Genomic DNA, 20,364 nt, shown 5'->3' with positions numbered 1-20,364 from the left:
GCGCTGCGCTGGCCGATTGCAGCCGGGTTGGAAAGCACTTCAATGGTGAATGACGTCAGGCGGGGCGCGGGGCTTCGCCCGGCCGATGATCCAGCAGGGAAAACCGATGATCGAATTGCCTTTTGCGCGCGACGAGTACCAGCAGCGGCTCAAAAAAATCCGCGCCGAGATGGCCAAGCGCAGGATCGAACTGCTTATCGTCAACGACGTCGCCAACCAGCATTACATCACCGCCTATGACGGCTGGTCGTTCTACACGCCGCAGGTGGTTCTGGTTCCGATCGAAGAGGAGGCCGAGCCGGTCTGGATCGGCCGCGCCATGGATGCGGCCGGCGGCCTGCTGACGGTCTGGATGAAGCCTGAGAATGTGGTTGGGTTTCCCGAAGACCATGTCCAGCGAGCCGATCGTCATCCGATGGACTGGATCGCGGCCTGGATCGTCGCCAAGGGCTGGGGCGCCAGACACATTGGCATCGAGCTCGAGGCCTACTATTTCTCGCCGAAGGCCCATGCCCGGCTCGTCGCCGGCCTGCCCAATGCGAAATGGCATGACGCCGATCTGCTGGTGAACTGGATCCGTGCGGTCAAATCGGCGCCCGAGATCGCTTATCTACGCAAAGCGTCGACCTTGGCCGAAGCGGCTGTCGCACGGGCCTTCGAAGTCATCGCGCCCGGCGTGCGCGAATGTGATGCCATCGCCGCCATCCAGGCGGCGCAGATTGCCGGCAGCTCGGACTTTGCCGGCGATATCACGGCGCTGCCGCCGACAATCCTCGGCGGCGAGAACGCATCCGCACCGCACATCATGTGGAGCGACAGGCGGTTCGGAAAAGACGAGACGATTGCGCTCGAACTCGCCGGCGTCTGCCGCCGTTACGCCGCCGGGCTCGCCAGGACGATGCAGCTCGGCAAGACGCCGACGCGTGTCGCCGACACCGCAGAGGCGGTGATCGAAGGCATGGATGCTGTGCTCGATGCGGTGAAGCCAGGCACATCGGCCGAAGCGGTCGAAGCCGCCTGGCGCAAGGTCATCCAGCGCTACGGTCTGAAGAAGGAATCGCGCATCGGCTACTCCATCGGCGTCGCCTATCCGCCGGATTGGGGCGAGCACACGATCAGCCTTCGGCACGGTGACAAGACGGTGCTGCAACCCGGCAATGTCGTGCATTCCATTCTCGGCATGTGGATGGATGGCTGGGGCATCGAGGTCAGCGAGACCATTCTGGTGACCGAGACCGGCAACGAAACGCTGACGAAATTTCCGCGAGACATCCGTGTCAAATCCTGACCGGCAGTACTAGGCGGCGCCGCGATCACCTGACTGCACTCAGTATTTGATCGCCCGGCGCTCGATCAGCACCACGAGGCAGAACAGCACGATCGACAGGCCCGAGGACAGCACGATCGCCGCATAGAGGCGGTCCGACTGGTAATTGAAGGACGCCTGGATGATCAGTGCGCCGAGCCCTTTGTCGGAGCCGATCCATTCGCCGACAATGGCGCCGATGACGGCGGTGGCCGAAGCGATTCTGAGCGATGAGAACAGCATCGGCAGCGCGCGGGGCAGGCGCAGGCTCCAGAACACTTCCCAGCGTGTCGCCGACAGCACGCGGAACAGCTCGTGCTCGTTGCTGCTTGCCGAATCCAGGCCGCGGATCATGTTGACCAGCGTCGGGAAGAAGCAGATCACCGCGGCGATGACGATCTTCGGCGTCATGCCCAGCCCGAAGATCAGCATGATGATCGGCGACAGCGCCAGGATCGGAATGGTGTTGAAGAACAGCACGATCGGGAAATAGGCCGCCTGCAGCACGCGGTTGTGCACGAACAGCACCGCCAGCAGCACGCCTGCGAGATTGCCGATGGCAAAGCCGGCCAGCGCCTCGATCAGCGTCGGCCAGAGATTGCCGAGCAGCAGGGAAAAGCTCTTCTGGAAGACGCCGAGTATGGCTGTCGGCGTCGGTACGATATAGGCCGGCACGCCGAGCCAGGGCAGCAAGAATTGCCAGGTGAGCAGGATGGAGGCGGCGCCCAGGACGGGCAGCGCAATCGCCAGCGCGGGTGGCAAAGGCTCCTGTCTCATGAGGCCAGTTCCAGCGCTTTGCGCAATTCCGCCATGGCGGCAACGATTGCCGGATCTTCGCGCGAGCAGCGGTTGCCGTCCTGCTTGAAGGGCCGCATGTCGAGATCCTTGACCAAGCGTCCGGGATTGGCGGCGAGCACGATGACGCGCTCACCGAGATAGGCGGCCTCGGCGATCGAATGGGTGACGAACAGGATGGTCGTGCCGGTGCGCCGCCACAGCGCCAGCAGCTCGTCATTGAGGCGGTCGCGGGTGATTTCGTCGAGCGCGCCGAACGGCTCATCCATCAACAGCAGTTTCGGCTGTCCGAGCAGGGCGCGGGCGATCGCGACACGCTGCCGCTGGCCGCCGGAAAGCTGGTGCGGCAGGCGCTCGCCAAAACCGCCAAGCCCCATCAGCTCCAGCAACTCCTCTGAGCGGTCTTCGATCTGGCGCGTCAGGCTGCCTTGCCCAATACCGAGCGGCAAACGCACATTGTCGCGCACGCTGCGCCAGGGCAGCAGTGTCGAATCCTGGAAGACGAAGCCGACATCCCGGCGCGAGCGCACCGCATGCGGCGTGTCGCCAAGCACGCTGATCGTGCCGCCGAGCGGATCGAGCAGGTCGGCAACGACCCGCAGCAAGGTCGACTTGCCGCAGCCCGACGGCCCCAGGATCGATAGGAAGGAGCCGGCCGCGACGGTCAGGTCGAGGCCGGAGAGCACTTTGACGGCCGAATGCCGGCCGCCATAGCCGACATCCAGCTTCTGAGCCTCGATAGCGATCGCCGTTAGATCAGCATGACGTTTGATCGTCATGCTGATCTAACGCTTTGCTGGAGCATGATCTTTTCCAAAAACCGGTTCCCACTTTTTGGGATCATGCTCTAGGCCGCGGGCGCGTCGAGCTTGGGCCGGTCAGCGGCCGACAGTTCGAGGATCTTGGTGGTGTAGACGTCAGCCGCGGCCGGCCGACCATTCGGGTACTGCCCGACCTTGTCCAGCAGTGCCAATTGCTCCTCGATCGAAGCCGGGTCGAAAGTCCCCCAACCGTCCTTGGCCGTCGCGCCATCGAAGGACAATTTCAGCACCAGGTTGACGGTCTTTTCTTCCCAGCCGAGATCCATTTCCGGATAGGCGGCTACCATTTTCTTGACCGCTTCCTGCGGATTGGCGTGCACCCAGCCCCAGCCCTTGCCGACGGCGCCGATGAACTTGGCCAGCGTCTCGGGATCCTTTTCGATCGCCGCGTCGGTGGCGAAATAGACGTCGGCGTAGGAACTCAGCCCGAGATCGCGAACCAGAAGGTCGATGCGGTCGTCGCCGACGACGCTCAGCGCCTGCGTGTTGGTGATCCAGCCGCCGATGGCGTCGACATCGCCGCGCACCAGCGGCGCCTTGTCGAAGCCGACATTGACGACCGTGACGTCAGCCGGGTCGATGCCGTTCTTGGCCAGGATCTCGTCGATGACGAAGCGCGCCGTCGGCTGGATGCCGATTTTCTTGCCCTTTAGGTCGGCGACGCCGCGGATCGGCTTGGCCGGCTTGGAAGTGAAGGCGTAAGGCCCGGTGCGGAAGCCGCAGGCGATGATCTTGACCGGCACGCCGCTGGCGCGCGCGGCAAAGAGCTGCGGCGTTTCGGAAAACTGGCCGAGCTGGGCCGAACCCGAGACGACCGGCGGCACGGTCGCGGAGTTCGGTCCGCCGGGGCTGAACTCAACATCCAGGCCGGCGTCCTTGAAGTAGCCGTTGGCGACGGCGGCGATGTCGCCGATCTGTCCGTTCGACACCAGCCAGTCATACTGGATGACGACCTTGCCGGCTGCCTTGGCGCCCGGCGTCAGCACCAGCTGCATCCCGGCGGATGCGGCTGCCACGGCGGCGATGCCGGATGTCACGAAGCTGCGGCGGTTCATGTTGTATCGCTTGTTCCCACTCATTTTTCGCTCCTGTTGCGAGAGTTTTCCTCTTTCATTGCGCACCGCTCCCACGGCGCGCTGTCGTCTACGGCTGTTCGTCGTGGTAGTCGCCCGGGCCGCCGTCGAGCCAGGCGTATAATTCCCAGAGCGTGTCGTCCGGGTCGGTGAAATAGGCGCAGCGCGCGTTCCAGACATAGTCTTCCGGCGGGCCGTAAAAGGGCACGCCCTTGGCGCTGAGCTCGCCATGCAGACGGTCGATGTCGGCAGGTGCGTCGAGCTTGACCGCCACGCAGACCTTGTGCGCATGGCGCGGCGATCTGAGCTTCGACACGCCGGTATGCTGGCTGATGTGGTCGATCTCCCACGCCGCCAGCGTCACGCCCTCGCCATGGAAATCGGCAAAGCCTTCGGCGCGGCGGCGCAGCCGAAAGCCGAGTTTTTCGACATAAAAATCCACGGTACGCCCGATGTCCTCGACCAGCAGGCAGACATCCGAAATCGCGTAGACGCCTCCGATCGGCATGGCTAAATCCCCTTGCTGGCGCGCCGCGCGGCCGGCAGCTTGACGCCGACGCGCTCCGCCGCGCCGATGATGTGGGCGCGCATCGCTGCCTCGGCGGCTGCGGGATCGCCGGCAACCAGCGCCTCGTAGATGCGCACATGCTCGCCGACATTGATCTCGACCAGATCGTGCAGCGGATTGGTCTGCCGCGCGTAATAGATCGAGCGGCGGATTTGTTCGCAGACGAAGGAAATGAAGGTGTGGATGTAGCTGTTGCCGGTGGCGCGCGCGATCTCGCGGTGGAACAGAAGATCGGCGTCGATGCTGCCTTCTTCCCAGCGTTCCTCGCCGCTCATGCGGTCGAGCGCCGCCTTGATCGCGTCGAGATGCTCCTGGCTGCGCCGTTCGGCGGCAAGCGCTGCGGATTCGGCTTCCAGAATGCAGCGCAGCTCGAACAGCCGCTCCATATTCTGGCCTTCCCTGAGCGCCTCGCCGTCGATGCGGATCGACGCCCGCTGCTCCGGCGCCAGCACGAAAGCGCCGATGCCTTGCCGCGCCTCGATCATGCCGTCGGCCCTGAGCTGCGCGATCGCCTCGCGCACGACATTGCGGCTGACACCGAATTTCTCCGAAAGCTCCTGTTCCGTCGGCAACCGCGTGCCCGGGCTGAGGTCGCCCGATTCGATCTCGCGGCCGAGAAAGGTCGCGACGCGGTGCGGCAGCGTTTCGACAGTGCCGATGGCGGCAAGTCTTTGCTTCATGGAGCGGTCTCCGTTTTAGGCAGAAGGCAGCCGGGATTCATCAGCCCTTGCGGGTCGAGCGCGTTCTTCAACGTGCCGATGAGCCGGCGATGGAGCGGTGCCAGGCCGGCCATGAAGGTGCGATGGCGGGTGCGGCCGATGCCATGCTCGGCGCTGATCGAGCCGCCGAGCGAACTGGCGATCCGGTAGAGCCCGGCGGTGATGTCAGTGCCTCGGGCGCGGGCCGCGCGCTCGTCAAGGCCTTCCGGCGGCAGCACGTTGAAATGGATGTTGCCGTCACCGGCATGACCGTACGCCAGCGGTAGCCATCCCCGATGATTCTGCGCCACGAAGCCGCGCGCCTGATCGATGAGGGCAGGGATGTCCGAGATCCGCACCGAAAGATCGGTGCGCACATGATAACCGCGCTTGGCCTGCCCCTCGACAAGCCCTTCGCGGATGGCCCAGAACGACCTTGCCTGCACGCTGCTTTCGGCAAGCACGGCATCGATGACTTGACCGCTTTCCATGGCCTCGGCCAGGAAATCGACCAGAAGAGTGCGCAGGTCGATCGCAGCACTGGCCGACAGTTCGATCAATACATGGACGGGCGCTTCGACCGGCGACACAATGTTGGCGTCGATCAGGCGCGCCAGCGCGATGCATTCCGAGCCGATGATCTCGAAGGCCGACATCAAATCGGCCGAGGCCCGGCGGGCCTGCCGGAACAGTGCGATCGCCGCTTCGAACGAGGCAAGGCCGAGATAGGCGGTCTCGGTCCGGATCGGCTTTGGAAACAGTTTCAGCTCGACGCCTGTGATGACGCCGAGCGTCCCTTCCGAACCGATGAACAGCTGCTTCAGATCATAGCCGGTGTTGTTCTTGCGCAGGCCGGAAAAGCCGTTCCACAACTCGCCGTCCGGCAGCACCACTTCAAGGCCGAGGATGAGATCGCGCGCCATGCCGTAGCGCAGCACGTTGATGCCGCCGGCGTTGCTGGCGGCATTGCCGCCGATCTGGCAACTGCCCTGGGCGCCAAGCGCCAGCGGAAACAGGCAGTCCTGTTCGTCGGCAGCGTCCTTCACGGTCTGCAGGATGCAGCCGGCATCGGCCTGCAGCACGAAATTGTCGGCGTCGACGCGGCGGATGGCGTTAAGCCGCTCCATGCTGACGACCACTGAGCCGGCGGTCTCGATATCGATGGCGCCCGCCACCAGGCCGGTATTGCCGCCTTGTGGGATGATGCCCAGGCCCAGCGCACTGCACAGTCGCACCACGGCCTGGACTTCGGCGACCGAAGCCGGCTTCAGCACGGCAAGGGCACCGCCGCGATGATCGCCCGACCAGTCGCCGAGATATTTCGCCATGCCGGCGGCATCGACGGTCATGCCATTTGGCCCGACAGCGTCCCGTAGGGCGCCGAGAGCGTCTGGCGAGAGAGCATGCATTGTCATGAAGCGCTTGTCTGGATATGGGGTGATACATATCATCCTACAACTCAGTTTGAGTCAATGGCGCTCCTTGTTCTCACCTTGGCGTATAAACCTGTAGCGGTGGCCATAGCGCGCATACGCTAGGCCACAAATTTCTGGCGCCTGGTCGGAATTTATCCTACCTTGCGGAGTGGAAATTTAGGGAGCCCCTAATCATGAACAACGCCGAAAAAGTCAGCGTTACTATGGCTCGTGAGCAGATGCAGGCTATCCGAGAGAGTGTGGAGGCTGGCGAATTTGCCACCACCAGCGAGGCTATGCGTGATGCCGTGCGAGTGTGGCAGCGGCAACGCATAGAGGACGCCGAGCGCCTGGAGGCTATGCGCGCCCGAATCCGTCGCTCCATCGATGATCCACGCCCCAGCCTGACTTTGGAGGAGGCCGAGGCCGAGATGGCCCGCTTCATGGAAAGCGAGGCCGCCGGCTCCCCTAATGCGACGCGCTAAGGTCACGTTGCGACCCGAAGCACTCGCCGACCTAAAGGCAATCTATCGCTCCATAGCGCTTGCCAGCCAAAGCCATGCTGTTGCCTCCGGCTTTATCGGCAGAATTCTGGGCCGGTGCCGCAGGATTGGCGATGTACCGCACGGCGGCCGACCGCGTAACGACCTTCAGCCGGGGTTGCGTACGGTGCCCTTTGAGCGCAGCGCCGTAATCGTCTATCGAGTCGGAAAAACCGTGGACATCGTCAATGTGTTCTACGGCGGCCGTGACTATGAGGCAGCATACCGGCGCCATGACGAAAGCACCGAGGATTAGCCTAGCGCATAAGTATAGTGCCAAGTCGCGCTGACGCGAATGAATTGACCCTTAAAGATATTGCTCGACCTTCTTGCCCACGGTCAGGAAGCGCAGCGGGTCGATGGCCTCGCCATTGTGGCGGACCTCATAGTGCAGATGCGGGCCGGTGGAGCGGCCGCTGCTGCCGGTCTTGCCGATAGTGTCGCCGGCGGCGAGCTTCTGCCCGACGGCCACATCGATTTCGCTCAAATGGCCATAGCGGGTGGCAAAGCCATTGCCATGGTCGACCTCGACCATGCGGCCATAGCCGCCGTTCCAGCCTGCCTTGGTGACGACGCCGGCCGCCGTGACCTTGGCCGCCATGCCGATCGGTGCGCGGAAATCCATGCCCGAATGCAGGGCCGCGGTGCCAAGGATGGGGTCGGTGCGCACGCCGAACGGGCTTGTGACGGAATGGCCGGGGGCGGGATTGGCCAGTGGCAACCGCCGCGCCTCTTTCTTCAGCTGATCGAGCGTATCCAGTGCCTCGTCGAGCTCCTTGACCTTGCTGTCGAACATCATCGAGGAGTCCAGCGGGATCAACGGTCCACCGACATCGCTTTCGTCTTTGCCGAAATCGCTGTCGACCGGCAGGCCGGCTGCTTCCAGCGCCTGGGTGATGGCATCGGCATTCTTGTAGGCATTGTCGGCAAGCGTGGCGATACGGGTGAGCTGCTGGCTTTCGATGGCCTTCAGCGAATCGTTGATCGAGACGAACAGTTTGTCGGCACGGTCCGCCGCCGTTTCGCTGGGCAGCGGATCGGAGCGGGTCGCCCACAGCGAGAACGGCCTGGTGTCGGCCGAGCCGAGGCTGGCGACCGAATAGGCCAGGGGCTCGCTGTCGATCAGTTCGGCATGCTCGTCGGGCTTTGCTGCCGCTGCCGCTGCCGCATCAGCGGTTGGCGGCGTTCCGACTTCGTTTTCGGCCCGTTCGAGGATCGGACCGAGGCGGCCATGGCGTTGGCTGAGCTGGCTCTGCCGCTCGAGCAGTTCGCTGACTTTGGTTTCCATCAGTTTCTGGTCGAGAAGCTGGCGGCTGGTGATGCGGTCGACCTGGGCGCGCAATGCCGAGATGCGATCCTCATAGGCCTGCTGCATGCGCGCCTGCCGCGCCGTAGTGGCGCCGATCAGATCGTCGCGCAGCACCAGGTAGGAGGTTGCCAGCAGATAGCCGATGGCGATTGCCGCCAGTGCCGAACCAAGAAAGGTGGCCAGCCACGGACGGATGGTGAAATGTCGGATTTCATTGCCCCGCGCAATGATGACCGTATGGGGCTCCTTGCGTCTGCCGAAGACCGCTGACTGACCGGTTGGGTTCACGGGACCAAGCTTTCATTACGACACCAACGAAGCCTGATTACACATTATTAGGGTTAACAAAGCTTTGCCGTGGCTGCCGGCCGGTAAGGATTGCGCGCGAAACGAGTGGCGGGTTGCGGGCAGGGTGGTGAGATCGGCGGCGTGTCAGAGCGCGCGCACCGCCTCCAGCACCGCTTCGGCATGACCTTTTACCCGGACCTTGCGCCAGATGCCGGCGATCCGGCCATCCTTGCCGATCAGGAACGTCGCTCGTTCGACGCCCATATAGTTGCGGCCATACATCGTCTTTTCGACCCACAGATTGTAGGCCTCGATCACTTTGCGCTCCTCGTCGGCAACCAGGTCGACGGTGAGGTCGTATTTGGTTTTGAATTTGTCGTGCTTCTTCACGCTGTCAGGCGATAGGCCGATCACGACGACGCCGGCCTTTTCGAACTCCGGCTTCAGCTGGGAAAAGCTGATCGCCTCATTGGTGCAACTTGTGGTGTCGTCCTGCGGATAGAAGTAAAGTACGACGGGTTTCCCCCGCAACGCGGCAAGGCTGAGCGAGCCGCCGCCATCGCGCGGCAGGTCGAATTGCGGAGCAGCGTCGCCAATGTCGAGATCAGCCATATCGATGCCCTTGTTTGAGGTTACGCGCCAGGCTGCATCGTTATAGTGTCGAGCGGGGATTCGTCCACGATCGAATTCGTACAACGGAAAATTGCGTGGATCAGGAAGAACCGCAGCACGAGAAAATCCGGTTCAGGCGTGACGAGATCACCGACCTGGGGACTTTCCCGTCTGCCTGCAGTGTGCCGCCGCTCGGCAAGGCGCGGATCGGCCGTGGCTTTCGCATCCTTGCTCGCCTGTTTGCCGGCGTCGCGGCTCTGGTGCTGCTGGCCGCCACCGCCGTCTATGTCATCGGCGCCACCGGAATCGGCAGCGAGCGGCTGCGGGCGGAAGCCGAAGCGGCGATCGAGAAACTCGCCGGTTTCGACGTCAATGTAGCCGTCGGCCCGGCCCGGCTGACACTGGACGGATCGAGCTTCATTGCGCTGCAGGTCAAGGACGTCAGCGTCAAGACCGCCGACGGCAAGCCGATGGCCGACGCCGGGCGTGTGCGTTTCGGTATCCGGCTGATACCGCTGTTCTCGGGCGAGGTGCGGCTGACCAGCGCCAGGATTTCCGACGCCCACATTGTCACCGCGGCAATGCCGTCGGGCGGCGACTGGACAGCCGAGCTGCGCAATCAAGACGGCCTCATCGATCCGGAAAAGCTGGCCGCCGCTGTCTTCGGTCACGTCAACCATGCGCTCGATGCCGTGCGCGAGGATTCGATGCGCCGGATCGATCTCAAGAATGTCGAGTTCGAACTGCCCGAGGCCGGCTCGGTCAAGCTGGTCAACATCACCAATGCCACCGTGCTGCAGTCAGGCCCGGGCAGCATGGAGTTCTCCTCCGAGGCGGATATCGATGGCCGGGCGCTCACGGTCACCGCTGCCGCCACCCGCGATACGACCTCCCTGCGGGTCACTGCGTTGAATGCGGCCGTCGACATGGCGGCCATTCCAGAGACAACGCCAGAGGCAGGTGGGAAAACCGGCGCGATCGCTTTGAAGCTGACGGGCACCGAAGGCTCGGGCGAAAGCGATTCCCGGCTGACGGCCTCGCTGTCGCTAACCGGCTCGGTGCTCGACCTCGGCACACGCGGGCTGTTGCCGGCCGATGTCGATGTCGACGCCACGCTTGTCTCCGGATCCAACAAGATCGATGTCGGCAGGCTGGTTTTGAAGACCGGCCGTTCGACGTTCAATTTCGCCGGCTCGATCGGGCCCAAGCCGGCGACCGGCGCTGCCGGTGAGGAGCCTTCCTACCGCTACGACCTGACCAGCGACGGCTCGACGCTGGCGCCGGCGGAATCGCCCGAGCCGGCGCTGAATTTCTTTGCCCGCATCGCCGGCGTCTATCAGACGAGGAGCCATAAGCTCGTCGCCGAACAGATCGGCATCAGGTCGGGATCGGGCAGCGAGGTGCTAGGCACAGCCGCACTTGCCTTCATCGACAAAGGGCCGCCAGGCATTTCGCTGTCGCTCAACGTCCACGACATGCCGGTCTCACACGTCAAGCAATTGTGGCCCTGGTTTTCGGCCAAGAACGCCCGGCTGTGGGTGTTGCAGAACCTGTTCGGCGGCCGCGTCGTCGATGCCAATTTGCAGTTCCAGGTCGTGCCGGGACGCCTCGGCAATGGCGTGCCGCTTTCGGCTGACGAGGTGTTCGGCCGGTTCCAGGTCGAAGGCTCACGCTTCGACACGGCCGGCCGAATCCCGCCGATCCGCGACGCCATTGGCGTGGTTTCCTTCCATGGAAATAATGTCGACATCGCGCTGTCCTCGGGCAGCGTCTATATGCCGAGTGGCCGCACCGTGGCGGCAAGCAATGGCACGCTCGCGGTGAAGGCGGCGAACCACCCGCCGGTGATCGGCGCGCTCGACATCGACGTCGCCGGCGAGGCGCCGGCCATCGCCGAGCTCGCCTCCTACGAACCGATCAACGCCATGCGCCATGTCGGTATTGCGCCGGACGACCTGTCCGGCACGGTGACCGGTCACGTCAAGGCCGACATTCCGCTGCAGTCCGGTGTCGACACTTCGAAGCTGGATTGGCTGGTGTCGCTCGACTACAAGGACCTGTCGCTCGCCAAGCCGTTCGAAGACCAGACGATAACCGAGGCCGATGGTTCGATCGAAGTCGGACCCGACAAGGCGGTGATCTCGGCCGACGCGAAGCTGAACGGCATTCCGGCTGAACTCGATCTGGTCGAGCCGCTCGGGGATGACGGACCGCCGCGCAGCCGCAAGGTGGCGCTTGTGCTCGACGACAAGACACGCGCCACCGCCATGCCTGGCCTGTCGCCGCTGATTTCGGGAACCATCAAGGTGGCGATCGACAAGAGCGGCGACGGCAGCCAGAACGTCGCGGTCGACATGACCAGCGCCAGGCTGGACATTCCCTGGGCCGGCTGGAGCAAGGGGCCGGGGATTCCCGCCAATGCCACTTTCACTATGGCGAAGTCGGGCGATACGACAACGCTGTCCGACTTCGACCTCGACGGAAAGAGCTTTTCCGTCGAAGGCGATGTCGTCCTGGTCAAGGGTGCGCTGTCTTCGGCGCGCTTCAGCAAAGTCGCTTTGAACAGGGGCGACGACGTCGCGGTGACGGTGAAGCGGTCGGGCAAGGGCTTTGCGGTCGATGTCAGCGGCAATGCGCTCGACGCCCGCTCGCTGATCAAGCAGTTCACCTCCGACGTCGATACCGCCACCAAGACCACGGGCACGGATGCGGTTTCGGTCAGCGCCGATGTCACTTCGCTGACCGGGTTCCACGACGAGGTCCTGTCCAATCTGAAGCTCGACTACAGCGCCGCTGGCTCCAAGGTGAACGGGCTCAAGGTCAGCGCCACGGCAAGTTCGGGTGCCGCCGTCACCATCAGCAACACGGCAGGCAACGGCGTGCGCGCACTCAACATGAAGTCGGCCGACGCCGGCGCCATATTGCGCTTCCTCAACATCTACGAACACATGGAAGGCGGCTCGATCACGCTGGCGCTCAGCGGCGCGGCCGACGGGCCGATGCGGGGTCAGGTCGACTCAAGCAACTTCTTCATCGTTGACGAACCGAAGCTCGCGTCGATCGTATCGACCACGCCAGTGGGCGACAGCCGCAGCCTGAACGAAGCGGTCAAGGGCAAGATCGACACTTCGCGGGTAAAGTTCGAGCGCGGCTTTACCGAGATCGACAAGGGAAGCGGTTACCTGAAGCTGGCCAATGGCGTCCTGCGCGGCCCGCGCATCGGCACCACGTTCCAGGGCACACTCTACGACCAGAACAACAATATGGACATGACCGGCACATTCATGCCGGCCTATGGCCTCAACCGCATCTTCGGCGAATTGCCGCTGGTCGGCGCGCTGCTCGGCAATGGCCGCGACCGCGGCCTGATCGGCGTCACCTACCGGCTCAAGGGCAACGCCAACAAGCCGGTGCTGGATATCAACCCGCTATCGGTGATCGCGCCAGGCATTTTCCGGTCGATCTTCGAATACCGCTAGAGCAATTCCAGGAAAAGTGTGAGCGGTTTTCCGTCCCGGAATTGCGAAAAAACAAAGAGATAGAGCGGTTCGCCGTTTCTGTGAAACGGTGAAACGCTCTAGCACGAACAGTCGCCGAAAGGCCGAATTCGATTCTAGGCGGGTGCACGTTCGCCCTGACCACGTTCACGCCCAAGGCCTGGTGCGGATTTTCGCGCAGTCATCAGTCCGTCTATCGGGCGACGTTCCAGGATCACCAGTTGTTGCATCGGTCGCCGCTTGAAGAAGGAGATGATGCGCGCCATGCTTCCCATCAGATGGTTGCGCCGTACCTTCGCTGGGGCCTCCCGTACCTGAATTTGCTCGAAGCCCCATCGTGAATAGGCGTTGGCGTTGGGCACGGCCGTGATCAGCCAAATGGGCTCTTGATCGTCGGCAAGCAATGTATCGATCAGCCTCGAAGCGATTCCATGGCTTCGCGCTTCCTTGGTGACGACGAGCGAGCCGAGTTCGCGCGAGCCATCACTATGTTTGCGGATTTGCACCGCACCGATGACGCGGCCCTTGGCTACCGCAACCATAAAGTTGGGCCAATTGATGCCCGTTGGGTTCAGACGCTCAGAACGCACCAATGCGCGAATTGCCTGGTGGTCCCGCTCCGTCGCGCGACGAATGACAACAGCCAATTGATCCATGGGATTCGCCTCCTGTACCGCGCTCCGGTCGCGCTCGGCGGCAGGAAGTAGCAAGAGGTGTGTTTCAGCTGGATGTCGTTACGGCCGCGCTTGTGTTTCCTCCTGATGCCGTCCGCTCACACCGGCCGCACCAGAACGTGTTTTTTCTTGCCCAATGAAAGCTTTGCGACGTTTTCCGGACTCAAATCCTGAGGCGTCACCATGCGCCGGTCGTCCACCACCGGCTGGTCGTTGAGGCGCACGGCGCCGCCCTGAATGTGCCGGCGTGCCTCGCCGTTGGACCCGGCAAGGCCCGCGGTGACCAGCAGCGACAGGATGCCGATGCCGGCGTCCAGCGCCGCGCCATCAACCTCGACGCTCGGCAGGGTTTCGGCGGTCACACCTTCCTCGAACGTCTTGCGCGCGGTTTCCTCGGCCGCGAGCGCCGCTTCGCGGCCGTGCACGATCGCCGTGGTTTCCGTGGCCAGCACCTTCTTGGCCTCGTTGATCTCGGAGCCGCCGAGGGCGGCCAGCCGCGCGATCTCGGACAGCGGCAAGCGGGTGAAGATCTTCAGGAAGCGCTCGACGTCGGCGTCCTCGGTGTTGCGCCAGTACTGCCAGAAATCATAGGGCGAGAAGAGGTCGCCATTCAGCCACACCGCCCCCTTGGCCGACTTACCCATCTTGGCGCCTGACGATGTCGTCAACAGCGGTGTGGTCAACGCATAGAGCTGCGGCGTGCCCATGCGGTGGCCGAGATCGACGCCGTTGATGATGTTGCCCCACTGGTCCGAACCGCCCATTTGCAGCCGGCAGTCATGGCGGCGGCTGAGTTCGACGAAATCGTAGCCCTGCAGGATCATGTAGTTGAATTCGAGGAACGACAGCGACTGTTCGCGCTCGAGCCGCAGCTTGACGCTGTCGAAGGTCAGCATCCGGTTGACCGAGAAGTGGCGGCCGACATCGCGCAGGAACTCGACATAGTTGAGCTTCATCAGCCAGTCGGCATTGTTGACCATGATGGCGTCGTTGCCGGTGTCACCGAAGCGCAGGATGCGGCCAAAAATGCGCTTGATGCCTTCGATGTTGGTGGCGATCGCCTCCGGCGTCAAAAGGCTGCGCTGGTCGTCGCGGAAGGACGGGTCGCCGATCATCGAAGTGCCGCCGCCCATCAGCGCGATCGGCCGATGGCCGGTCTCCTGCATCCAGTAGAGCATGGTCGCCGATATCAGATTGCCGATGTGCAGGCTGGTCGCCGTGGCGTCGTAGCCGACATAGGCGGTCACCGTTTCCTTCGCGAAAAGTTGATCCAGCCCGGTTTCATCCGAGATCTGATGGATGAAACCGCGCTCGCTCATGACGCGCAGGAAATCGGATTTGAAGGCAGACATTGTTTCTTCCTGAAAGCGCCTGGCCCCAACTGCCCGGCGTGATACGAACGCGGGCGTTTAGCATCCAAGCGGCCGAAGCAAAAGTGGTTTCCGGTTTGCGTCCGCAGTGACGGCATATGCTGGGCTGCCGCACGCGCTTGCTTCATCGTGCCGGCTGGCGTAATGAGGCGCCGCGCCAACGGGTTCATGCAACCTTCGATCCGCTGGAACGGCACCGCACGGCATCCGCCAAAATGCCATATCCTGTGACAGAGCCCGACGCGACATATGCCGGACGCATTGATATCCATCGTCATTCCCTGCCGCAACGAGGCGGCGAACCTGCCGCTCCTGATCGATGAGATCGAGGCCGCGATGAGCGGACGCGACTTCGAAATCATCGTCGTCAATGACGGTTCCACCGACGATACGGCTTCGGTGCTTGCCGCCGAGGCGGCCAAACGCCCGTTTCCGCTTCGTCAGCTGCGCCACGAAAAATCCGCCGGCCAGTCGCTTTCCGTGCGCTCCGGCGCCTGGGCGGCGCGCGGCGCCATCGTCGCAACCATCGATGGCGATGGCCAGAACGATCCCCAATATATCCCCGTGCTGGTCGACGCGCTGCGCAAGGCCGGGCCTGATTTCGGCGCCGCGCAAGGGCAGCGGCTGAAGCGCCGCGACAGCAAGATCAAGCAATTGGCGTCGCGTTTCGCCAACTGGCTGCGTGGCGCGATCCTGCATGACGACACCCGCGACACCGGTTGCGGCCTGAAGGCGATCCACACCGATATCCTGCGCAAACTGCCGTTCTTCGATGGCACGCATCGCTTTGTTCCGGCGCTGGTCATCCAGGAAGGCTACCGCGTCGTGCACTGCGACGTCGTCGACCGTTCCCGCCGCCACGGCAAGTCGAATTACGGCATCTTCGACCGCGGCCTGCAAGGCGTGCTCGATCTTGCCGGCGTCTGGTGGCTTCGGCGCAGGCGCCGCAGAATGCCAAAGGTAGAGGAAATCACGCATGGCTAACGTGTTTCAGGAACTGGCGACCTGGCTGCACCAGGTTTTCATCAAGCAGTTCGACGCCTGGATCCTGCTAGGCTTCGTCGCCCAGTTCTTCTTCACCATGCGCTTCGTCGTGCAGTGGCTCGCGTCGGAAAAGGCCAAGCGCAGCGTCGTGCCGGTCGCTTTCTGGTTCTTTTCGCTGTTCGGCGGCGGCCTGTTGCTGATCTATGCCATCGTGCGCCAGGACCCGGTGTTCATCGCCGGCCAGGCGATGGGCATGTTCATCTATGTCAGAAATCTCTGGCTCATCGCCAATGAGCGCAAAGCGGCGGCGATGACAAAGGTCGACTGAAGAGTCTGGTCAAGGCGGGATCCGGTGGTCGCAATGAACAGGAATTACGTCCTGCTTTTCCTGTTCAGCCTGTTGCTGACGGCCAGTGGGCTGGCTTCGTTGCCGCCGATCGACCGCGATGAATCGCGTTTCGTCCAGGCCACCAAGCAGATGGTCGAAACCGGCGATTATGTCGACATCCGCTTCCAGGACATGTCGCGCTATCAGAAGCCGGTCGGCATCTACTGGCTGCAATCGGCGGCCGTGACGCTGAGCGGCGAGGGGGCCGGGGCGCCGATCTGGATCTATCGCCTGGTCTCGGCGCTGGGCATCGCCATTGCCGTCGTCGCGATCGCCTGGACAGGCACCAGTCTTTTCGGCGCCAATGCCGGCCTCGCGGCCGGACTGATCATGGCAGCGATCTTCGCCACCGCCTTCGAAGGCCGCGACGCCAAGACGGACGCCATGCTTCTGGCCTGCTGCGTTGCGGCGCAAGGCGCCCTGGCGCGGATCTACACCGCCTCGCGCCGCAACGAACCGGTGGCCGGCCATCTCTGGTGGATATTCTGGGTGGCGCAGGGCATTGCGATCCTGATCAAGGGACCGATCGCGCCTCTGTTGTCGGCGCTGACAGTTGCGGCGCTGTTTGCTTTCGAGCGCGATGGGCGCTGGTTGAAAAACCTGAAAGTCGGCCGCGGCCTTTTGATCGTGCTCTTGATCGCACTGCCCTGGCTCGCGCTGATCACGTGGAAGAGCCATGGCGCCTTCCTGCAGCAAGCGGTCGGCAAGGACATGCTGGGTAAGGTCGCCTCAGGTGAGGAATCGCATGGCATTCCGCCCGGTTTCTATGTGCTGACCTATTCGCTGTTCATGTGGCCGTTCGGGCTGATTGCCGTCGGCGCCGGGCTGCAGGCGCTCAACCGCCTGCGCGACGATCCGCGCCTGCGCTTTTGTCTTGCCTGGTACATCCCGTTCTGGCTGGTGTTCGAGCTGATCCCGACCAAGCTGCCGCATTATGTGCTGCCGGCCTATCCCGGCATGGCGCTGCTGGTCGGCTGGCTTCTGACCCTGCAGCCGGAAGACGCCAATGTGCCCCTCAAGCGCTGGCAGTCATGGCTTTGGTGGTCGACCGCCTTCGGTCTTGGCTTGGTCAGCATCGGCCTGGCCGTTGTCTCGGTTGGCGCGCCGATCTATCTCGCCAAGGCATTCTCGTGGTGGAGCATTCCGGCCGCGCTTGCCGCGCTCGTCACCGGCTATCTCGCCTTTCCCCGCCGGTTGCAGGTGCCGCTCCCCCGCATCGGCGCGATTGCTGCCGGCGCCGGCATCACCCTTGGCTTGCTGTTCGGGATGATTGCGCCGTCGCTGAAGCCGATCTGGCTGAGCCCGGCGATCAAGGCCGCCGTCGACGCGAACAGTCCCTGCGACACGACCGTGCTTGCCTCGGCGCCCTATCACGAACCGAGCCTTGTCTTCCTGGTCGGAACCAAGACGATCCTGACCGATGTCGACGGCGTTGCCGGACACCTGCTCGGTGATCCCGCCTGCGCGCTCGGGCTGGCGCCTGTCGCCGACGAGAAGAAGCTGAACGACATGCTGGCCGCGCAAGGCAAGACGGCCAACCGTCTCGCCGAGATCGACGGCCTCAACTATTCCTCGGGCGACAGGTTGTCGCTTGGCCTCTACCGGGTGGCCAAGTGAAAACCCCCGTGACGCCATCTGGGGTGTTTCGTCGGTCGCGCGACAATCTCCTCGATACGATGCGCATCATGCGGCGGCGCCTGGCGACGCGCCCGGCCCACTACCCGAAAATCCTGTGGTCGGTCTGGGCTGTGGCCTGGCTTTTGCTGACGATCACGGTCTCGATCCGTTTCGACGACGCAGCAGGAGCGATGGCGGGGCGGTGGTCGCCCGACTTCAAACGCTTCACAGAATTTTTCACCGTCTTCGGCCTGGGCGGCTGGTATCTCATCCCGTCGACAGTGGTGCTGCTTGCGGCGAATCTGACGGATTGGCGCAGTCTTTCAAGGCGCGCGCGGATGACCCTCTACAACTGGACCTCTTTTGCTTTCATAGTGGTGGGCTCGATCGCAGCGTCCGCTCTGGTCGTCAATGTGCTGAAATATGGCGTCGGAAGAGCCAGGCCGATGAATTTCAGCAAGCTCGGCGATCTGTCGCTGCATCCTTTTGCCATGGAGGCGAGCTTTGCCAGTTTCCCGTCGGGCCATGCCACGACGATGGGCGTCATTTTCGGACTGGGATTGCTAATGTTACCACAGCGCAAATGGATGCTGCTGGCCGTGACCCTGGCCATCGCGTCGACCCGGATTTTTGTCGGCGCACACTATCCGAGCGACACCGTCGCTGGCTTCGGTCTCGGTTGTGCCGTTGCCATCGCTACCGCGCTGGTCTTTACACGGCTGGGGTTTATCTTCCGCCACACGACAAACGGACTGCCGGTCCCTAAAACGACGTTCCGGCTGTTCCAGCAGGCTCGCAAACGAGACCGCAACGGTGCACCGCGGCAAACGAATCCCGGCATTGGGGCAACCCGGGCAAACCCTTGAATTGCCTGCGCCCTTGCATCCAGCGATATAGCCGCTGCGGCTATTGGCTGTCGATGCCGCCCCAGCTCCGCACCAGCCGGGCCATGTCGGGCGCGCCGGCGGCTTCCTTCTCCAGCCCTTCGGCGACACCGACGCGATCGGCGACAGGGCGGTTCTGGCTGACCTTCCACTTGCCGCTGATCTCGGCGATCTCGATCTCCAGCCCGATAATGCCTTTGATCTGCGACTGGATGAAATTTGGCGGCGCATCGGTCACCGCCCAGGGCGCCTCACGCGCGCCTTCCTGCGACAGCGTCAGATCGGAAATCTGCTGTGCGATCCAGGCGGAATCATCAATCACTTTGACCGTTCCGCGCACCTGGACGATGGCGTAGTTCCAGGTCGGCACGACTTTACCGGTTTCGCGCTTGGTCTCGTACCAGGACGGCGTCACATAGGCGTCGGGGCCCTGGAAGACGACCAGCACAGGCGATACCGGATTGTCGGCGAGCAGGCGCCATTGCGGGTTGGCCTTGGCAAGGTGTGCGCGCAGCTTGCCGTTCGGCCCCACGTCGGCGTCGAGCAGGAACGGAATGGCGTTGGCGATGGGGCCGTCCTGTCCATTTGAAATCAGCAACCCCAGCGGATGGGCGCGGAGCAGGCCGTGCAGGACGTCCTGGCGCGTCTCTATGAAATGAGGAGGTTGATACATGATCGGTCACGCCTTCTTCGGCTTCCTGAACCGGCATTCTGCACCGTTCAGGCAGGCCGCGCCACATGTCAGGCGGGCCAGATCATATGGATCAGCAGAAAACGGCATTCGCGCCCGTCACGGGCACGAATGCGCATGGCACAACATCCGACCGGGAGGGGCCAGGCTTCTAGCGCAACCGCTTCGGCCGCGGATCGGACAACTCGCCGGCGAGCCGGCGGTCGAGATAATCCGCACATTCTTCCAGCAGCAGGTCGGCATCATTGGAGAAGAAATGGTTGGCGCCGGGCAACGTCTTCTGGGTGATGGTGATGCCCTTTTGCGTGTGCAGCTTGTCGACCAGGCCCTGCACATCCTTGGGCGGCGCCACCTTGTCGGCATCGCCATGGATGATCAGGCCAGATGACGGGCAGGGCGCCAGGAACGAGAAATCATAGGTGTTGGGCTGCGGCGCGATCGAGATGAAGCCTTCGATCTCGGGACGGCGCATCAGAAGCTGCATGCCGATCCACGAGCCGAAGGAATAGCCGGCGACCCAGCAGCTCTTGGAATCCGGATGCAGCGACTGCACCCAGTCGAGCGCCGCGGCAGCATCCGACAATTCGCCGGTGCCGTGGTCGAATTCGCCCTGGCTGCGGCCGATGCCGCGGAAATTGAAGCGAAGCGTGGTGAAATCGCGCTTCTGGAACATGTAGAAGAGGTCATAGACGATCTTGTTGTTCATCGTGCCGCCGAACTGCGGGTGCGGATGCAACACAATGGCAATCGGCGCGCTCTTTTCCTTGGAAGGCTGGTAGCGGCCCTCCAGGCGGCCGGCCGGACCGGTGAAAATGACCTCAGGCATAAAATA

The 20,364-nt window shown here is 63.2% G+C and carries 20 protein-coding genes; 8 read left to right on the top strand and 12 right to left on the bottom strand.

Annotated features, from left to right (window positions below; translation table 11 throughout):
• Window positions 1-106: 106 nt before the first annotated feature.
• Entirely contained in the window at window positions 107-1,288 is a 1,182-nt protein-coding gene (locus AC1DXM_RS09455; RefSeq protein ID WP_477232794.1) for a M24 family metallopeptidase, read from the top strand.
• A 39-nt stretch (window positions 1,289-1,327) separates the two neighbouring features.
• Here the strand turns inward: AC1DXM_RS09455 and AC1DXM_RS09450 are convergent, their stop codons facing one another.
• From AC1DXM_RS09450 to AC1DXM_RS09425, 6 genes are all read right to left on the bottom strand, one after another.
• A complete protein-coding gene (locus AC1DXM_RS09450) occupies window positions 1,328-2,083 on the bottom strand; it encodes an ABC transporter permease (protein ID WP_477232793.1) in 756 nt (251 codons plus the stop codon).
• Window positions 2,080-2,880, bottom strand: coding sequence for an ABC transporter ATP-binding protein (locus AC1DXM_RS09445; protein ID WP_477232792.1), 801 nt, complete (start codon window positions 2,878-2,880; stop codon window positions 2,080-2,082). Before AC1DXM_RS09445 ends, AC1DXM_RS09450 begins: the two co-directional genes overlap by 4 nt.
• A 68-nt stretch (window positions 2,881-2,948) precedes the next feature.
• Window positions 2,949-3,977 (bottom strand): ABC transporter substrate-binding protein, encoded by a 1,029-nt coding sequence (locus AC1DXM_RS09440; RefSeq protein WP_112561396.1) that lies wholly within the window; start codon window positions 3,975-3,977, stop codon window positions 2,949-2,951.
• An 88-nt stretch (window positions 3,978-4,065) separates the two neighbouring features.
• The gene (locus AC1DXM_RS09435) at window positions 4,066-4,503 is read right to left on the bottom strand and encodes a VOC family protein (protein WP_477232791.1); all 438 of its coding nucleotides are present in this window, start codon (window positions 4,501-4,503) and stop codon (window positions 4,066-4,068) included.
• 2 nt (window positions 4,504-4,505) lie between these two features.
• A complete protein-coding gene (locus AC1DXM_RS09430; RefSeq protein WP_477232790.1) occupies window positions 4,506-5,243 on the bottom strand; it encodes a FadR/GntR family transcriptional regulator in 738 nt (245 codons plus the stop codon).
• Entirely contained in the window at window positions 5,240-6,610 is a 1,371-nt protein-coding gene (locus tag AC1DXM_RS09425; protein WP_477232789.1) for an FAD-binding oxidoreductase, read from the bottom strand. The genes AC1DXM_RS09430 and AC1DXM_RS09425 overlap by 4 nt, the downstream gene beginning before the upstream one ends.
• A gap of 260 nt (window positions 6,611-6,870) precedes the next feature.
• On the opposite strand from AC1DXM_RS09425, the gene AC1DXM_RS09420 reads away from it, so the two are divergent.
• Together AC1DXM_RS09420 and AC1DXM_RS09415 are read left to right on the top strand one after the other, a co-directional pair.
• Window positions 6,871-7,161, top strand: coding sequence for a ribbon-helix-helix domain-containing protein (locus AC1DXM_RS09420; RefSeq protein WP_352591749.1), 291 nt, complete (start codon window positions 6,871-6,873; stop codon window positions 7,159-7,161).
• Complete coding sequence (locus AC1DXM_RS09415) at window positions 7,148-7,474, top strand: type II toxin-antitoxin system RelE/ParE family toxin (protein ID WP_477232788.1); 327 nt, start codon at window positions 7,148-7,150, stop codon at window positions 7,472-7,474. Before AC1DXM_RS09420 ends, AC1DXM_RS09415 begins: the two co-directional genes overlap by 14 nt.
• A gap of 51 nt (window positions 7,475-7,525) precedes the next feature.
• On the opposite strand, the gene AC1DXM_RS09410 is transcribed toward AC1DXM_RS09415, so the two are convergent.
• Window positions 7,526-8,815 (bottom strand): M23 family metallopeptidase, encoded by a 1,290-nt coding sequence (locus AC1DXM_RS09410; RefSeq protein WP_477232787.1) that lies wholly within the window; start codon window positions 8,813-8,815, stop codon window positions 7,526-7,528.
• A gap of 144 nt (window positions 8,816-8,959) precedes the next feature.
• Entirely contained in the window at window positions 8,960-9,427 is a 468-nt protein-coding gene (locus AC1DXM_RS09405) for a peroxiredoxin (protein ID WP_477232786.1), read from the bottom strand.
• A gap of 95 nt (window positions 9,428-9,522) precedes the next feature.
• Here AC1DXM_RS09405 and AC1DXM_RS09400 point away from each other — a divergent pair, with 95 nt between their 5' ends.
• On the top strand, window positions 9,523-12,906 hold the full coding sequence (locus tag AC1DXM_RS09400) for a hypothetical protein (protein ID WP_477232785.1): 3,384 nt from the start codon (window positions 9,523-9,525) through the stop codon (window positions 12,904-12,906).
• 134 nt (window positions 12,907-13,040) lie between these two features.
• On the opposite strand, the gene AC1DXM_RS09395 is transcribed toward AC1DXM_RS09400, so the two are convergent.
• A complete protein-coding gene (locus tag AC1DXM_RS09395; RefSeq protein ID WP_477232784.1) occupies window positions 13,041-13,580 on the bottom strand; it encodes a GNAT family N-acetyltransferase in 540 nt (179 codons plus the stop codon).
• Between the two features lie 116 nt (window positions 13,581-13,696).
• The gene (gene tyrS, locus AC1DXM_RS09390) at window positions 13,697-14,950 is read right to left on the bottom strand and encodes a tyrosine--tRNA ligase (RefSeq protein WP_477232783.1); all 1,254 of its coding nucleotides are present in this window, start codon (window positions 14,948-14,950) and stop codon (window positions 13,697-13,699) included.
• 267 nt (window positions 14,951-15,217) lie between these two features.
• Here tyrS and AC1DXM_RS09385 point away from each other — a divergent pair, with 267 nt between their 5' ends.
• From AC1DXM_RS09385 to AC1DXM_RS09370, 4 genes are read left to right on the top strand one after another with little or no spacing between them, the layout of a single operon-like run.
• Entirely contained in the window at window positions 15,218-15,952 is a 735-nt protein-coding gene (locus AC1DXM_RS09385; RefSeq protein WP_477232782.1) for a glycosyltransferase family 2 protein, read from the top strand.
• Window positions 15,945-16,280 carry a lipid-A-disaccharide synthase N-terminal domain-containing protein gene (locus AC1DXM_RS09380; protein WP_112561406.1) on the top strand — a complete coding sequence of 112 codons (336 nt, stop codon included), beginning with the start codon at window positions 15,945-15,947 and terminating at the stop codon, window positions 16,278-16,280. The genes AC1DXM_RS09385 and AC1DXM_RS09380 overlap by 8 nt, the downstream gene beginning before the upstream one ends.
• Window positions 16,281-16,313: 33 nt before the next feature.
• A complete protein-coding gene (locus AC1DXM_RS09375) occupies window positions 16,314-17,957 on the top strand; it encodes an ArnT family glycosyltransferase (protein WP_477232781.1) in 1,644 nt (547 codons plus the stop codon).
• Window positions 17,954-18,823 (top strand): phosphatase PAP2 family protein, encoded by an 870-nt coding sequence (locus AC1DXM_RS09370; protein WP_477232780.1) that lies wholly within the window; start codon window positions 17,954-17,956, stop codon window positions 18,821-18,823. The genes AC1DXM_RS09375 and AC1DXM_RS09370 overlap by 4 nt, the downstream gene beginning before the upstream one ends.
• A 40-nt stretch (window positions 18,824-18,863) precedes the next feature.
• On the opposite strand, the gene AC1DXM_RS09365 is transcribed toward AC1DXM_RS09370, so the two are convergent.
• Window positions 18,864-19,514, bottom strand: a complete 651-nt coding sequence (locus tag AC1DXM_RS09365) for an FMN-binding negative transcriptional regulator (RefSeq protein ID WP_477232779.1) — start codon at window positions 19,512-19,514, stop codon at window positions 18,864-18,866.
• Between the two features lie 169 nt (window positions 19,515-19,683).
• Window positions 19,684-20,358: an alpha/beta hydrolase gene (locus AC1DXM_RS09360; protein ID WP_013532163.1), complete on the bottom strand. Its 675-nt coding sequence runs from the start codon at window positions 20,356-20,358 to the stop codon at window positions 19,684-19,686.
• Window positions 20,359-20,364: the final 6 nt, after the last annotated feature.

This window comes from Mesorhizobium sp. P3_A2, assembly GCF_056403115.1.
Note: the sequence above shows the minus strand (reverse complement) of the source record. Positions and strands in the feature narration are given on the sequence as shown.

Bases quoted from the DNA above. Each gene is read 5' to 3' on its own strand.
- AC1DXM_RS09435 (WP_477232791.1), bottom strand. From the start codon at position 4,503: ATGCCGATCGGAGGCGTCTACGCGATTTCGGATGTCTGCCTGCTGGTC.
- AC1DXM_RS09445 (WP_477232792.1), bottom strand. From the start codon at position 2,880: ATGACGATCAAACGTCATGCTGATCTAACGGCGATCGCTATCGAGGCT.
- AC1DXM_RS09415 (WP_477232788.1), top strand. From the start codon at position 7,148: ATGCGACGCGCTAAGGTCACGTTGCGACCCGAAGCACTCGCCGACCTA.
- AC1DXM_RS09440 (WP_112561396.1), bottom strand. From the start codon at position 3,977: ATGAACCGCCGCAGCTTCGTGACATCCGGCATCGCCGCCGTGGCAGCC.
- AC1DXM_RS09425 (WP_477232789.1), bottom strand. From the start codon at position 6,610: ATGACCGTCGATGCCGCCGGCATGGCGAAATATCTCGGCGACTGGTCG.
- AC1DXM_RS09375 (WP_477232781.1), top strand. From the start codon at position 16,314: ATGAACAGGAATTACGTCCTGCTTTTCCTGTTCAGCCTGTTGCTGACG.
- AC1DXM_RS09455 (WP_477232794.1), top strand. From the start codon at position 107: ATGATCGAATTGCCTTTTGCGCGCGACGAGTACCAGCAGCGGCTCAAA.
- AC1DXM_RS09365 (WP_477232779.1), bottom strand. From the start codon at position 19,514: ATGTATCAACCTCCTCATTTCATAGAGACGCGCCAGGACGTCCTGCAC.
- AC1DXM_RS09430 (WP_477232790.1), bottom strand. From the start codon at position 5,243: ATGAAGCAAAGACTTGCCGCCATCGGCACTGTCGAAACGCTGCCGCAC.
- AC1DXM_RS09380 (WP_112561406.1), top strand. From the start codon at position 15,945: ATGGCTAACGTGTTTCAGGAACTGGCGACCTGGCTGCACCAGGTTTTC.
- AC1DXM_RS09385 (WP_477232782.1), top strand. From the start codon at position 15,218: ATGCCGGACGCATTGATATCCATCGTCATTCCCTGCCGCAACGAGGCG.
- AC1DXM_RS09450 (WP_477232793.1), bottom strand. From the start codon at position 2,083: ATGAGACAGGAGCCTTTGCCACCCGCGCTGGCGATTGCGCTGCCCGTC.
- AC1DXM_RS09360 (WP_013532163.1), bottom strand. From the start codon at position 20,358: ATGCCTGAGGTCATTTTCACCGGTCCGGCCGGCCGCCTGGAGGGCCGC.
- AC1DXM_RS09420 (WP_352591749.1), top strand. From the start codon at position 6,871: ATGAACAACGCCGAAAAAGTCAGCGTTACTATGGCTCGTGAGCAGATG.
- AC1DXM_RS09405 (WP_477232786.1), bottom strand. From the start codon at position 9,427: ATGGCTGATCTCGACATTGGCGACGCTGCTCCGCAATTCGACCTGCCG.
- tyrS (WP_477232783.1), bottom strand. From the start codon at position 14,950: ATGTCTGCCTTCAAATCCGATTTCCTGCGCGTCATGAGCGAGCGCGGT.
- AC1DXM_RS09395 (WP_477232784.1), bottom strand. From the start codon at position 13,580: ATGGATCAATTGGCTGTTGTCATTCGTCGCGCGACGGAGCGGGACCAC.